The following is a 15099-nucleotide window of genomic DNA, read 5'->3' as shown; positions in this document are numbered from 1 at the left end:
TCATGCCATTTGATTATTTTTAGCTTCATTTTGTACACTCTTGCCTATGGATAATTCTCTCCTCAACAACCAGGAAGTACGTCGGTATGCCCGCCAGATGATGCTTCCCGAAATCGGCATTGAAGGTCAGGAAAAGCTCAAGAAGGCGAAGGTTCTGGTTGCCGGTGCCGGGGGCCTGGGCAATCCGCTTATTTTGTACCTCGCTGCAGCAGGCGTTGGTGAAATTGGCATTGCCGACAACGACCTGGTTGACGAAAGCAATCTTCAGCGCCAGATACTTTATGGAAGCATGGATCTGGGCAAACACAAAGCTATTGTGGCAAAGGAAAGACTGATCAGCCTGAACCATCTGAACAAATATTCATTGCATGTCATTTTCCTCAACCTGGAAAATGCTCCTGAAATCTGCAGGCCCTATGATGTTCTGGTTGATGCTACCGACAGTTTTGAGGCTGCCTGTGCCCTCGATAACGCAGCCCGCACATTGTCAAAACCTCTTGTATACGGAGCTTTGCATACCTGGTCGGCCATGGTGACCGTATTCCGGTACAACAACAGTCCGGGCTTTTCCGACCTTTTTCCTGCAAAACTGACTCCTGAAAATTCCGCCAGGGCAAAAGAACTGGGTATACCTGGCGGATTGCCGGGAATCGCAGGCGCCATTATGGCCACAGAAGTAATCAAAATAATCACGGGTGCAGGAACCCCCTTGGCAGGCAAGCTCCTGATTTACAATATGCTTATACCCCAAATAAGAATGGTATCTTATTCTGATTAACCCCGGCAGGCATTTCATTCGGAATCAAAGCGGGCCGGGAACATTGATCTGAGAACCGGTCGGCTACATCATCTTCTTCAATACCCCCATAACACCCCTGATAAAGGTAGCACTGGTCAGTACCTTAACAACAGGAGGTATTCCCTGATAGGAGGAAGGCCTTCTTGTACGGCCGGGCTGAGGGTATCCTGTACCATATGGTGTCCGTACCGGCCTGCTTTCCCGTACTTCTTTTCTTTCCCTGTCCTCCTGCATCCGTTCCATTTTCCGCCCGAGCACTTCATAGGCGCTTTCTCTGTCAATCACCTGATTGTATTTCCTTACCAGTTCCGAAGAACTGTTGATGGCAGATATTTCCTCCGGTGTAAGGACATCCATCCTGCTTCTGGGCGCCCGGACCATTGTCACAGCCAGAGGAGTAGGAATTCCCTTTTCGTTCAGGGCAGTTACCAGCGCCTCCCCGATTCCGAGAGAGGTCAGAACCTCATCCGTTTTATAAAAGTCCGACAGGGGAAAGTTCTCAGCCGTCAGCTTAATGGCCTTCCGGTCGAGAGCAGTAAAAGCACGCAGGGCATGCTGAACTTTCAAACCCAGCTGGGCCAGAACCTCGTTGGGCACATCCATTGGATTCTGCGTCACAAAAAAGATCCCAACTCCTTTTGACCGGATAAGTTTGACAATGGTCTCGATCTGATCGAGCAGTGCCTTACTCGCTTCTTCAAAAATCAAATGGGCTTCGTCAATAAATACAACCAGTTCCGGTTTTTCCATGTCTCCCTTTTCGGGCATGGTATTGTAAATTTCAGCAAGGAGTGACAACATGAAGGTGGAAAACAACTTGGGCTTATCCTGAATATCCGTCAAACGCACAATACTGATCACTCCCTGGCCGTTTTTATCCCTGCGCAGAAGATCCTGTATTTCGAACGACAGTTCCCCGAAGAAATGCTCTGCTCCCTGTTGTTCAAGCTCCATTATTTTCCGCATAATGGTCCCCGTTGTTGCGGCCGAGACTTTCCCGTACTGCTTTTCGAATTCGGCCTTCCCCTCGCCGGTTATAAATTTTATTACCTGCAGAATGTCTTTCAGGTCAAGCAAAGCAAGCTGATTATCATCACAGTACTTGAAAATGACTGCCATTACACTGCTTTGGGTATCGTTCAGGCCGAGGATTCTGGACAACAGCACCGGTCCGAATTCCGAAACGGTCGCCCTCAGCGATACACCATCCTTGCCGGTAAGCGAAAGCAATTCGACCGGGAAGCCCTTTGGAGAGTAAGATAAACCTATTTTCTGGTGGCGTTCCTTTATGAAGGGTTTTTCTTCTCCGGGCATGGCTATTCCGCTCAGATCCCCCTTCACATCCATCAGCAGAACCGGGATCCCTTTTTCGGAAAGTTCTTCGGAAATCACCTGAAGGGTTTTTGTTTTTCCCGTTCCTGTGGCCCCGGCAATCAGACCATGCCGGTTCATGGTGCGCAAGGGAATCCGGATATGGGCACCTGTCAGGCACTCTCCGTTGTACATGGCCGCACCCAAAACCAGACTATCGCCCTTGCAGGTATAACCCTGCTCGATGAGAGCTCTGAATTGTTCCTTTTTGTCCATAAAATCGTACTTATTACGGCCGAAATTTACGCCAAATTTTCCTGAATCGCATTGCACCATTCAGGTAAGGAGTTTTATCCCGCATTGCGCATCAGGAGAGCTGGCGAATCAAGGCACAACATGTGTCAATCCTGTATAAAAGGCGCAAAATTTTATCGGCTGGCTGGCGATTTGGCCAGCCAGCCGGTAAAAAAATTCCTTCCTGCGTTTAGCCTATTTAATTACCTCCACCCACATACCTCCGTCTGAAGCATTCACTGTTGCGTCATACATAGCACTGCACTGTACCGGCGGATACCAGAACTTTCCGGTATAGGCCGCATTCAGTAATACCACAAATGTGCGGCTTTCGGCTTTGGGCAGGTCAAAAAAGGTATTCACCCGGTCATCTCTGATATCCTGATAACGCGGCACATCGGAACGATAGGCCGACTGGTTATCCTCCATGCGAAGGTTTCGTATTTCCCATCCTGAGGGGAACACATGGGTCAGGGCCATGTCCTTGTAATAACCAAGGATTCCGGGATGCGTCAGTATGACCTCGGCAATAAAGTCAGTTCCCTGTTTAAGTGAACGCACATCAATTGCCTGTCCGTCCAGCGTGCGGTACCGTACCTGCATCTTCAGGTTGTTTTCGCTGGTAACCGCATTGCCGGTTTCCGGCGTGCCGGTGATCAATACCCGCGCATACAGAATCCCCGTTCCCTTGTTGCTGATCTGAACCGATCCCTGATCGGAAAGATTCTTTGGTATATCAATCTGTATTACAGGCTTTTCAGTAGAAGCATTTACACCTTTACTTTGAGTAAAGCTGTAGGAAAACTTTAAGCCTTTTTCTGATTTTGTTTTGCCGGCGAACCGCGAAATGGCCATCAGGCTGTAGGCCGTTGTCTGGGTGCTGAGCCAGTAGTCTCCGCTCAAAACAGAAGAAAGGTGTTTAACAAGAGGGAATGCTTTTTCCCTGTCGCCCAGCAAAACGAGGGTTTCCAGAATCATAGCTTCATCCCGTTCGGCCGATCCGTAAGTTGGGCTGAAACCTTTGTAGGCAGACGATTTTGTCCCTTTGTCTTTGACGAGTTCCCGTGCCGCTTCGGGCTGGCCTGCCAGAACATAGGCGGCCGCCAGACGCCAGGCGGCTTCAACCGACAGATCGTTTCTTTCTCTCAGCCGGTTCATGGCTCCCATTTCGGCCGATCCGGCCAGAGCAAGCGTAAATAACCGGTATGCCTGCATCAGGTCGCTCTGCTGATACGCCAGGTACTTGTATTTGCCGCTCACGGAAGTCCAGTCGCGTGCGGCTGCTTTCTGATAACGAATCCACGCAGGTTTGAATCCTGCCGGTATCGTGTATCCCCTCGCTTCAGCTTCCAGAAGAAAATGACCCGCATAGGATGTGGCCCAGTCATCTGATTCATTGACTCCCGGCCAGTAACTGAATCCTCCGTCGGGCCGCAGGAACAGCTTTAAGCGTTCAATGCCGGCAAGAATATTCTTCTTAATTGTTTCCCTTTCCTCCTGCTTCAGTTCCATAACATCTTCCAGATAAAGCTGCGGAAAAACAGCTGAAGTAGTCTGTTCCACGCAACCATAAGGATAGGTAAGAAGGTATTTAAGCCTGCGTCCAAAATCAACCGGGGGAAGGGATGAAACTTCCAGTACACCGCTGTTGCTTCCTGCCATGCCGGGTCCCTGCCAGGCAGCTTCCCAGTTTTTCCCGGGTTCAACGACTCCTTCCCGGTAAGCAGTAACAGGTGCATTCGGATTTCTTACATCCAGTTCGATATCGTAACGGGCTGTTTCGCTTCCGCTCACTGCCTTAACACGAACACGCGCCACCCCGGTTTTTGATGCCACCTGGAAAGGAAGGGTTATGGTTTCGTCACCCGGATTGCTGAAAGAAACCACACGGGTATTTCCCTCGGCAGGAACCAGGAGATCGTTGGTTTCCACTTCAATTTTTACCTGGCGGATTTCCTTTTCCATAGCAAAGACGGTGACGGGAAGGTCAACCTTTTCACCGGGGCTGAGGATTCTCGGCAGGGTAGCAGCGATCATGAGCGGCTTTCTTACCGGAACCGTTTTTTCGGCGGCACCGTAAGCCCTGCCGTTACCGGCCACGACCATAACGCGCACAGAGCCAACATACCTCGGCATGGTAAATGTGTGGGTTGCCTTTTCTCCCTTATCGAGCGTAAAAGGACCGGCAAACATAACGACCGGCTTGAAACGTGTTGCCCGGCTTTTGGCTCCTGCAACCTTTCCTTCTTCATCACCTCCGAGGCCGAGAAGCAGGGGAAGTTTTCCGCCATAGGCGCCTATTACCATGTCGTAGAGATCCCAGGTGCGGACGCCCAGGGCCTCCCGGGCATAGAAACTGCTCCAGGGATCCGGGGTACTGAACCGCGTCAGGTCAAGCAAACCTTCATCCACAATAGCCAGGGTATAGGTCATGTTCTGCCTCTTTTTTTCCTTCACCTCTACTGTGAACTTTTCCTCCGGCTTAATAACATCCGGCATGATAATTTCCGGTTCAAGATGGGTTGAGGCATCTTCCACCAGCAGGGGAATTACCCCGTACATGCGGATGGGCAGGTCATTGGCTGTCTGCTCGTGGGGCTGTACCAGGGTCAGATGCACATATACATTGGGAGCCATAGCCTCAGTAACCTTAAAGCGGAACACTGTCTGGTCCTTTTCGGCTTTTACCCAATAGGCATCAATAACCCCAGAACCCGATTCAATACTCACCAGGGCGCGGCCTGCACCTCCCGAAGGGAAAGTAATAACAGCCTCTTCCCCAACCTGGTACTTTTCTTTGTCGGCCGAAAAGATCAGCATGGAAGCTCCGGAAGGCGTTTTTTCCGTCGATCTTCCGGCCCAGCCCGGCCAGTCAATGTATACGATTTTTCCTGTGGCATGCCCGCCTTCCGGATCAACTACCCGGATAAGAAAACGGCCCCATTCGGGATATTTGATCTTGAACTGAAAACTGCCTTTCCCGCCTGAGGTCGACAGGGTGGTGGCATATACAGGCTGGTGGTAGCTGCTTCCGAGGTAGTCGGCCAGATCATCTCCGGAACGGTCCCACCACCATTTCCATTCAATCTTATAAATCTTCACTTCCAGGTTTCTGGCCGATACGGGCTTCCCTTCGGGATCAACCGTCACTACCTGAACCGTATGAAGGGTATCGGTCAGAAGCATGTTCCTGGCTTTGTCCCCTTTTGGAACCCTGATGCCCACAAAGGTACGGTAAGGTGCATATGGTATGGTAAAGCGATCGATGCTGAAGTCGCCGCCTTCTTCAAAAACCCTGGTAAGAAAGGCTGCCGAGAGCATGCCCGGTGCGGCATCGTCAATCCTTATGGATGAGGAGAACGTAGCCTCTCCGTTTTCATTGAGGTTTCCTTCAAAAATCGTACGCTCTTCCGATTCAAAACGGCGTACCGGATCATCAAATACATATTCCGGATACTTCTCAAACGATGTAGGTATGGCATTCAGCGTTGCCCTGACATTGACCTTGAGATTTTTTGCAACGGCTCCGTGCAGCCAGGTAACTTTCATGGTTCCCTTAATATCGGGACGGGAAACGGAGAGCCGGTCGGTGCCAAAATCGAGTGCAATTTTCAGCCGGTTGGGTTTCACGGTCTCGACCTTCAGCACCCTGCTGAAAACCGTGCCGCCGACTTTGATATTGGCGGTGTAATTTCCTGTTGGGGCATCGGCCGAAGTAGGAATGGTAAACTGATAGAATCCGTTCATACCTTTGGAACGGACCATTTTCTTAACCAGCTGGCCCATAGGATTAACCAGTTCGAGAATTACCGGATGATTTTCGGGAATGAGGTCGGCTTTGTCTTCCATAATGAAGGTAAGGAAGAGGGTATCGCCGGGCCTCCAGACACCCCGCTCACCGTAAATAAATCCCTTAAGCCCCTTCTGAACCGGAGCGCCGGATACGTCAAATGTGCTCAGCGAAAGCGATGAACCTTCATCCAGCCGCAAATAGCCCCGCTGGTCTCCTGATCGGGCAATCAGAAGAAACGGCATCCCGTCGGTCCGAACCTTTGCCAGTCCGTCAGAATTGGTTGTAGTGCTGGCAATGAGCTGTTTCTGGTAATTGTAAACCTCGAGAGTAACTCCGGAAAGAGGATCCGTCGTCTTCAGGTCAGTAACCGCAAACGTGAGCCATTTGTCACTTCCTCCCTTGGCAATAATGCCCAGATCGGAAGCCAGGATGTTGCGGGCTACTTTCCGCCCCTCATGATAATAGGCATTGGAACAGGGATCATTTCGGCTGCGCCGTTCTTCTTCCTCATAATAGTAATATTCTTCATCGTCGTAATAACCCGATTCATAGCCCTCCCAGGCATCCCAATAGCTGTATTCCTGTTCAGCAACCATTTCATCTTCTGCTGCTTCTTCTTCCTCCTCCGTTTGCTGGTCATTTCCGCCGGCGCACGGATACGTGGAATGCTTTTTCCTGAAGCCAAGTTCTACCCGGTAAATAGCCCCCGGTTCCTGTTTAATCAGCTGGCTCAGGTCAAGGCTGAAGGTATTCCATACACCATAATCAATGGGCGTGGATGATGTCAGAGGGATTTCCCGGCGGAAAACAAGCCGACCCACCCGCTTCATCTGATTGGTGCCGTCAAGCTGATTTACCTGAAGAAACTGGGCGATGTTGTTTTCAAATATCCTTATAATGCGCACATCAACAGCCTTCAGGTTGACCGCTTCAAACGGGAAAATGAGCCCCTGAGAAGAAGGAAGGATAACCCCTTTACCGGTAAGCCGCAAAGCTGGCTTAAGCTCTTCAAAAGCAAGGGATATTACTTCCGTCCTGGGCAGTTTGTAGTTCATGATGTTCCTGATACCCTGTTCAATGCTGAGCGAGGCTGAACCGCTCTGACGAACCGCCGGATATACATTGACAATATTCCCTTCGATGGTGAAGGTGAGGGATACGCCGTTACTTAACCTGATCAGTCCGTCCAGATTCTGGTTTCTGGCCAGAGGATCCGAAAAACGCACCTGTACGTATTGCGAAGGCTGCTGAATAACTTTCGCGCCAAGAACTTTAAAATCGCTGAGGGAAGGAATGGCAAACTCTTCCTTCCCTTTTGATGCAACCCCAATGGATGAACCGTCCCAGGCAATCAGAATCGTTGCCTGAACTTCCTCTCGTTTAACACTGTCGATAGTAAAATAATGTTTTGTACGGCCTGATTCATGCTCCCAGGTTATTGGAAGTTTCCTTTTGTTCTGGGTTGCTGAAAGCACTTTTTCCAGTGCATTGCCGTCGATGACATCGGCCGTAAGCAATGTGCCCCGTATTCTGTTCCAAACCAGGTCGTTGTCAGAAACCGGCTGATACCCTTCCACAGCAACAGAAAAGCTTTGTTCAATGGTCTGAAAACCGAAGGTAAATTTTTCATACTCTTTTGGCACAGTAAACAGTTTGTAAAGATTCAGGGTACAGGTGTAGGTTGTGCCCCCCTTCATCGGTTTTTCAGGCACAAATTCAAGGGTGCGGGTGTCGCGCCAGTACAAATCGCCTTTTAAAGACGGAGAAAAAGAAATGATGTTCCCGTCAATGGCTTCGTTTAACACCACCGGCTGCGGGTAATCCTCGGCAAGGCGTATCCGGACCGTCGATTCTACGGAAATCACACCCGATGTGTATCCGACAATATACTCCCTGAAGCCGGCATCAGGGACAACAATCGCTTCCTTCTTTTTATGGCAGGAAACCAGCAGGAGAAACATTCCGGTAAAAACAATGAACCTGGTCGGAAAAAATCGGGATTGTAACATAACCATATAAATTAAAAATTGTAAAACCGAATATACCTAAAATTCATTTCCGATTTTCTGTTTCCCGTTTTTTTTCAGTTGATACGGGTTTAATACTTACTGCATTCAGGCGCAGAAATGGCAAATCGGAATTATGTATTTTGTCGGAAAATAAAAATAAATTTGTTTTTTCCTGCCACCTTTTTGAAAAATTGCATCTTTATAAAAACAAATACTAAAAAATATGACAAACGATTTCTGGGAAAAAACCTACAGGGAAAATGCATCTTACCTGCTTGCCGTTTGTTACCGATATGTAGAAAACAAAACCCTGGCAGAAGATCTGATGCATGAGGCATTTCTTACCGCCATTAATCGCTTCGATACATTTACCGGAAGAGGAAACTTCAGAGGATGGCTGAGAAAGATCGCCATAAATACTGCTTTGCTTTACCTGCGTCATAGCGTCCCAACAAATTTACCTCCCTCTGACCTCAGTGAAGAAGAACTGTTTAACTACCCCGGTGACGACCTGCGAAGTGTTATCGAAAATGCCCAATTCTCCACGGATGAATTACTGAATATCGTCAATCAACTGCCTTCTCCCTTCAAGGAAGTTTTTAACCTGTATGTAATTGACGATTATTCCCATGCCGAAATCAGCAAAATACTCCATATCTCTGAGGGTACATCAAAATCCTACCTGGCCAGGGCAAGAAAAAAAGTTCAAAAGCTCCTGTATGAAATGGCAAGGAAGAAAGAAAAAGATTTACATACTTGCTGGTCTCATGAAATATCAGCTGATATAGGCATTGTATTTACAGAAAAAAAATTTAATGTAGGAATTATAGGCATTGAATTTAAAAGTAACAATTCGGAATCTCCAGAATATCATACAGGTTATATGGAAGGTTCTGATTTCCTTTATCGGCTCTTTAAAAATCTGCAAGGTATTGAACTTACCCCTTTAAAGCCCTTGAATTTTGCTGATTAAAAGCAAATTAAACCTCTTTATTCTTCCCTGAAGGTTGAACCTGTTCCGTTATGGTGAACAGGTTCTTTTTTTTATACGGTATTTAGCCTGCTTTTACCCCGCTACAGAGGGTTTAACCCGATGGCCGGCGATAAAGGTTGGTGCATTGTCCATCATTTCGTTTGCCTCCGCAATTCGTAATTAAGGTTTATCCGTCAAAAAAAAGCGGTTACTGCCTGCCACCATTTTCTGATTCTGCATCTTATTATCAGGAAACAAAATCTTATACTTTAATTTTTACCATTATGGAAACAAAACATCAGGTTCACAACCTTATTATTCTTGATGAAAGCGGTTCAATGAATGTCATTAAAGACTTCATCATGAGAGGGTTTAATGAAATTGTTCAGAATCTTAAAGCCCTGGAAACAAAATATTCTGAACAGGAGCATTTTATTACTTTTATAACCTTCAATGGTTTACGAACCAGGCTTGTCCATTTTGTGGAACCCGTGAGCGAATTACAGGAAATTGACAGCACCAGCTATCATCCCAACTCTTCCACCCCTTTGTATGATGCCATGGGATATGGCCTGAATCTCCTCAGGAAAAAACTGCAGGACAAAGACCAGTGCAGCGTGCTTGTGACCATTTTGACCGACGGGGAAGAAAACGATTCCACTGAATATAGCAGGGAAGCCATTCGCAGCCTGGTGAATGAACTGAAACAAGCAAACTGGTTGATTAAATACATCGGTACAGACCATGATGTTCAAAAAGTGGCAGATTCCTTTTCAATCAGCGACTTCACATTCTTTAGAAAGAATGAAACAGGTATTACGCAAATGTTTGAATCAGAACGAAGAAATGTGCAGAATTTTTGTGAAGATTTGAACAAAGTTCACCAATCCCGGACAGATACGAAAAAAATTCCCATTCTTACTCCTCGTAGAAAGAAGGATTTAGGTTTAAAATGACCCCGATAAGTCAATAGAAACAGGTTGTTTACATGTTTTTTGTGTTTTTATTGACCAATCCCGGTTAAATTGTATCAGCCGGTTGATGCAAAAGCATTAACCGGCTGATGCATATCCGTTTTTGCTGTTTTCATCCGCCTCCGGAGCAGGCAGGTGACCTTACCATAAATTTGTATTTTTGTGGTCACTCTAAATACGAAAATATGCAGATTTCAACCATTATCATCCTTGTTCTTCTTGTGCTTGTCATTATCAGCAATTTTCAGTACAGGAAGGTTGTCCAGTCGCTTTCGTTTGATCAGCAGATTGAACTGCGGGAGGCTCAGAGAAGCTTCCAGATGGTCAATATCATTGTTTTGATTGCACTTTTTATTTTGTTCATTCTTGTCTGGAAGAATCAGTGGCTTGATTACAGGCTTCTGCTGACAGGCTTCCTTGTGCTGATCCTTGGCTTTTCTGCGGTTATGACGGTCTTTACCTACAACAAACTCCGGGAGAAGGATTTTACACCGGCTTTCCTGAAAAGTTATCTGATCACACAAAGCATCAGGTTATTTGCCATTCTGGCCATGCTGGTCATTGCCATCATGATGGTCAATAACCCTCCTGCAAATCCCTGAGTTCGCAAATAGTTCCTATGAATTACCAGCTTCCGACTGATGCGATAGTACGGCTTGTTGACGTTACTCCCCCTCCTTTTATCTCGCTTGGTCCCGACGATGAATGGCTGCTGATACTTCAGCCACCCGGATATCCGTCTGTTGCCGACCTTGCAAAGCCGGAACTCCGCCTGGCGGGCATCCGCATTGATCCCACCACGTATGGCAAAAGCAAGGCGGGGTATTATACCGGTTTATCGTGTATCCGCCTGGAAACGTTAACTGAGCAACCGGTTGCCGGATTGCCTGAACCTCTGCACCTTGAGCGCTTTCAATGGTCGCCCGACGGCCGGTACCTGGCATTTACCCGGAATACCGGCACTGCCATTGAGTTGTGGGCCATTGATCTTGCCTCAGGAAATGCTTTCAGGATTCCGGGGGCTTTGCTTAACGATACCCTGCCGGGCACAAGGTTTCAATGGATGCCCGACAGCCAATCCATTCTGTACTGCGGTTTCCCGGATGAGCGCGGAATGCCTCCTTCCGCGCCCCTGGTGCCGGAAGGGCCTGTTGTTCAGGAAACCGAAGGAAAGGGAGCCCCGGTGAGAACCTATCAGGACCTCCTGCGTTCGCCCCATGACGAAGCACTGTTTGACTATTACTGCACATCTCCTCTTGTGCGGACCACTCTTCAGGGAGAAAAAGAAACGGTTCTTCCTCCGGCCATTTACCTTTCTTTCAGCATCAGTCCCGATGGCCGGTATCTGCTGACCGAAAAGCTCGTAAAACCTTACTCCTATCTTGTTCCTCTGGATCGCTTTGCCTGCGAAGCCGATATCTATTCCGCCGGGGGAGAGCATATACGGCATTTGTCTTCCCTGCCTCCTGCTGAAGATATTCCCAGGGGCTTCAGTTCGGTAAGAACCGGGCCCCGTTCATACGAGTGGAGGGCCGATGTGCCTGCTGAACTCTGGTGGGTGGAAGCCCTGGATGATGGAGATGCCGGCAGGGAAGCACCTTTCCGCGACAGACTGTTTGCCCTTGCGGCTCCCTTTAGCGGCAAAGCTGTGGCAAAATGCGATCTGGAATTTCGCTTTGACGGAATAGAATGGTTCAGTGAAGATCTCGCCGTTGTGGAACAAAGCTGGTGGGACACCCGCCGGAAAATTACCGCGCTCATTGCCCCTTCCCACCCCGATAATTCATGGCAGGTCTTGTTCGATCGTTCGTTTGAGGATGCTTACAGCGATCCGGGGAATTTTATCGTTCGCCCGGCAAAATACGGAAAGTATGTACTGCAGGATGACGGTACCGGAAAGGTCTTTTTCCTTTCGGGCATGGGAGCTTCTCCCGAAGGGAACCATCCGTTTGTTGACAGCATTCACCTGCCGGAAGGGAACAAAACCCGGTTGTGGCAATGCGCCGGGAAAAAATACGAAGTACCTTATTACCTGTCTGTTAAAAACGGCCTGAAGATTCTCATCCGCAGGGAATCTCCCACCGACCCGCCCAATTATTTTCTGATTGACCCTGTGAAGAAAAGTGAACATCCGCTCACACGTTTTGCACATCCCTATCCCCGTTTGAAGAATATCAGGAAGGAAATGATCCGTTACAAGCGGGCTGATGGGATTGACCTCACCGGCATGCTGTACCTCCCTTACCAGGAAGCGGAAAAGAACACCAGACTGCCGGTTCTGATCTGGGCGTATCCGCAGGAATATAAAACGGCATCAGCTGCAGGACAGGTTAAAGATTCCCCTTACCGTTTTCCCTGGCTGAGCTGGGCTTCGCCTTTGTTTTTTCTGGTAAAAGGATATGCTGTACTGGATAATCCTTCCCTGCCCATTGTTGGAGAAGGGGATGCCGAGCCCAACGACACCTACGTTGAACAACTGGTGGAAGGAGCCCGGGCCGCCATTGACAAGCTGGTATCAATGGGAGTAGCCGATCCGGAAAAGATTGCCGTGGGGGGACATTCTTACGGAGCATTCATGGCCGCTAATCTTCTTGCCCACAGCAGTCTGTTTGCGGCCGGGATTGCCCGCAGCGGAGCCTACAACCGCACACTGACTCCTTTCGGATTTCAGTCAGAAGAACGCACACTCTGGGATGCCCCTGAAACCTACATCAAAATGTCGCCTTTCATGCATGCCCACCGGATAAAAACCCCTCTTCTGCTCATTCACGGCGAAGCAGATAACAATGCGGGTACCTTTCCTATGCAAAGCGAACGATTTTATACTGCACTGAAGGGAAACGGCGGCACAGCGCGCCTGGTTCTGCTGCCGCATGAAAACCATATTTACCGGGCACGCGAATCCATTCTGCACATGCTGTGGGAGATGGAACAATGGCTTGACAAACATTTATTACGAAACATTCATTCGGATGCAGATAAATGAACTTTTTTAGTACTGTTCTCCATTCTTCTTTCGTCTATTCGCCGGGATCAGATTGTGAAGAAAGGGCATTCTTCATTCCGGAACTTTTCAACTCTAAAAACCTGAAACAAAACGTAAAGCACAGAGCGTAAAACGTAAAGAAATACCGTTCGTGACTTACCTCTCTGCCCTGCACTCTAAGCCCGATGCTTTACGCTATACGCTCTACGCTCTACGCTGGAACTTTGGAACTTTGGAACATTGGAACCTAGTAGGAAATCGAAAATCACTGAAAATTTCCCATTTCCTATTTCCTATTTCCTCTACGAGATCACACTATGAAAGCTAAAACAGATTAATTGGAAATGGGAAATCGGAAATTTGAAATCACTGAAAATTTCCTATTTCCCATTTCCTATTTCCTTTACATCGGGGTTACGCCATGCAATGATGTATCCAACAGGATAACCATTATAAAGCGAGTCAATAAAATCGCGAACTTTAGCCGCATCCCACACAAAAGGGCGCTGGATTTCCGGTATGGCTATCTCGCCGTTCTATATCCAGGTCAAAATGGTTTGTATGGGATGCTGGTTAACTGAATATTTTTGGATTGACATTTTATTTCCCTCCTTCAATAATCTTTATTTCATTCTCTGTTAAATCATATAAATTTCTATTGGTATTTGGCACCTATAGACACAATTTTTACCCCTGTTTTTGGTCAATAAAAAACTTGATTATCAATATTTTAATTTATTCTTTTTTTTCTAGTCAATAAAATTTTATTTTTTTACCCCTGATTTTGGTCAATAAAACTAAGTTTATTTTTTTCATCAAACTTCCATTATTTCAAATTTATTAGTAAGCAAGGCCGTATCATTATCGTTTATAGAGCTTTTATTTACAGCAATACATAATAAATGCGTAGGCCTTGAAAAAGCTACGTGTGCAATTCTTAATCCTTGTTCCTTTCTTTTCTTTCGATTTTGAAGAGAATAATTAGTGCCCAACAATTGTTCTTTAATTAGCTCAATGCTATTTTCATGAAACATTGTATCTAGATATAATGTTGCTGTATGAGTTTCGCCTTTAACAGAATGCACAGTAGCAACTTCAAAGGAAACATCCATTCCATTCGCTTCGTGGGTAAAAATATTATTGCTTTTTGCTTGCTCTTGCTTTATTTCTACTAATACTTCTTCAAACAAATATTTTTTTGAACTCTCATTTAACTGTAAATTTAAATTGTCTTCAAATAAACCAATAACATATCCTGAGAAATTATCAAAGCTCTCCTGACCACAATAAAATTTTACTATTTGAGTGTTTAGTTCTGTTAAGAAATTTTCATTTGTTAAACTGACAAACTCGTAAAAAGAGGTTTTAGTGATTTTTTTATCATTATATGTTATGTCAGAAATATATAATGATTCTAAAATGCAATTAATGACTCTGTCTTTAAACTCTTTAGGCTTTAAATTTTTTGATAATTCATACATAGTATAAAGATTTGGGAAATACTGTTTTCTTTTTGTTGATGAAACTTTGTAAAAATCTTTATAATATGACAAGATAGATAAACCATTGGCTTTCTCTTTGCCAACCCAACCTACAGCCTTTATGGGATATTCCGTTAATTTAGATATTTCCCAAATAGACATTTCTTCATTATTTAATTTAACTCTTTTCTCAATAAGCAATTCTGCAAATTTGGGTAAAACTTGATAAATATTATTATCATCAAATAATATTATAATTGGTTTTAAATTTATATCTTTATTACCAATTAGTGTTGGATATGATTTAACAGCTACAGTTTTAATTACATCTGCTATCGGCTGAGAAATTCTTTTTGAATCTGTGATTTCTAAAACATAATAACTCTTGTTTTCTTCAGGTTTCCATGCAGATTCAGAGTAGTTATCATTCATAATTGCCTGATTGATATCGCCAATCCATTGAACAATAACATTTTCAT

Annotated in this window: 8 protein-coding genes and 1 pseudogene; 5 read left to right on the top strand and 4 right to left on the bottom strand. The window is 46.2% G+C overall.

Annotated elements, in window-relative coordinates; genetic code table 11:
* Window positions 1-46: 46 nt before the first annotated feature.
* On the top strand, window positions 47-778 hold the full coding sequence (locus tag GX419_04290) for a HesA/MoeB/ThiF family protein (GenBank protein ID NLI23909.1): 732 nt from the start codon (window positions 47-49) through the stop codon (window positions 776-778).
* Between the two features lie 63 nt (window positions 779-841).
* Here GX419_04290 and GX419_04285 read toward each other — a convergent pair whose 3' ends face one another.
* Window positions 842-2386 (bottom strand): DUF853 family protein, encoded by a 1545-nt coding sequence (locus GX419_04285; protein NLI23908.1) that lies wholly within the window; start codon window positions 2384-2386, stop codon window positions 842-844.
* Window positions 2387-2599: 213 nt separating this feature from the next.
* Window positions 2600-8206, bottom strand: coding sequence for a hypothetical protein (locus GX419_04280; protein NLI23907.1), 5607 nt, complete (start codon window positions 8204-8206; stop codon window positions 2600-2602).
* 223 nt (window positions 8207-8429) lie between these two features.
* On the opposite strand from GX419_04280, the gene GX419_04275 reads away from it, so the two are divergent.
* The 4 genes from GX419_04275 to GX419_04260 all read left to right on the top strand — a co-directional run bounded on the left by GX419_04275 (window position 8430) and on the right by GX419_04260 (window position 13139).
* Window positions 8430-9179 carry an RNA polymerase sigma factor gene (locus GX419_04275; GenBank protein NLI23906.1) on the top strand — a complete coding sequence of 250 codons (750 nt, stop codon included), beginning with the start codon at window positions 8430-8432 and terminating at the stop codon, window positions 9177-9179.
* Between the two features lie 284 nt (window positions 9180-9463).
* Window positions 9464-10135, top strand: coding sequence for a VWA domain-containing protein (locus GX419_04270; GenBank protein NLI23905.1), 672 nt, complete (start codon window positions 9464-9466; stop codon window positions 10133-10135).
* Between the two features lie 203 nt (window positions 10136-10338).
* On the top strand, window positions 10339-10755 hold the full coding sequence (locus GX419_04265) for a hypothetical protein (protein NLI23904.1): 417 nt from the start codon (window positions 10339-10341) through the stop codon (window positions 10753-10755).
* 17 nt (window positions 10756-10772) lie between these two features.
* Window positions 10773-13139 carry a S9 family peptidase gene (locus GX419_04260; protein ID NLI23903.1) on the top strand — a complete coding sequence of 789 codons (2367 nt, stop codon included), beginning with the start codon at window positions 10773-10775 and terminating at the stop codon, window positions 13137-13139.
* A 380-nt stretch (window positions 13140-13519) separates the two neighbouring features.
* On the opposite strand, the pseudogene GX419_04255 reads toward GX419_04260, so the two are convergent.
* Window positions 13520-13732 (bottom strand): annotated as a pseudogene (locus GX419_04255) (DUF262 domain-containing protein).
* Window positions 13733-13954: 222 nt separating this feature from the next.
* On the bottom strand, window positions 13955-15099 hold a 1145-nt coding region (locus tag GX419_04250), incomplete at its 5' end, for a hypothetical protein (GenBank protein ID NLI23902.1).

It is taken from the genome of Bacteroidales bacterium (genome assembly GCA_012517825.1).
Taxonomy (GTDB): Bacteria; Bacteroidota; Bacteroidia; order Bacteroidales; family JAAYUG01; genus JAAYUG01.
The sequence above is the reverse complement of the archived record's forward strand: the minus strand, read 5'-3'. Positions and strand labels throughout refer to the sequence as shown.

What these genes read in the sequence shown, in the direction of transcription:
- GX419_04290 (NLI23909.1), top strand. Translation starts at nt 47, where the DNA reads ATGGATAATTCTCTCCTCAACAACCAGGAAGTACGTCGGTATGCCCGC.
- GX419_04270 (NLI23905.1), top strand. Translation starts at nt 9,464, where the DNA reads ATGGAAACAAAACATCAGGTTCACAACCTTATTATTCTTGATGAAAGC.
- GX419_04285 (NLI23908.1), bottom strand. Translation starts at nt 2,386, where the DNA reads ATGGACAAAAAGGAACAATTCAGAGCTCTCATCGAGCAGGGTTATACC.
- GX419_04280 (NLI23907.1), bottom strand. Translation starts at nt 8,206, where the DNA reads ATGTTACAATCCCGATTTTTTCCGACCAGGTTCATTGTTTTTACCGGA.
- GX419_04260 (NLI23903.1), top strand. Translation starts at nt 10,773, where the DNA reads ATGAATTACCAGCTTCCGACTGATGCGATAGTACGGCTTGTTGACGTT.
- GX419_04265 (NLI23904.1), top strand. Translation starts at nt 10,339, where the DNA reads ATGCAGATTTCAACCATTATCATCCTTGTTCTTCTTGTGCTTGTCATT.
- GX419_04275 (NLI23906.1), top strand. Translation starts at nt 8,430, where the DNA reads ATGACAAACGATTTCTGGGAAAAAACCTACAGGGAAAATGCATCTTAC.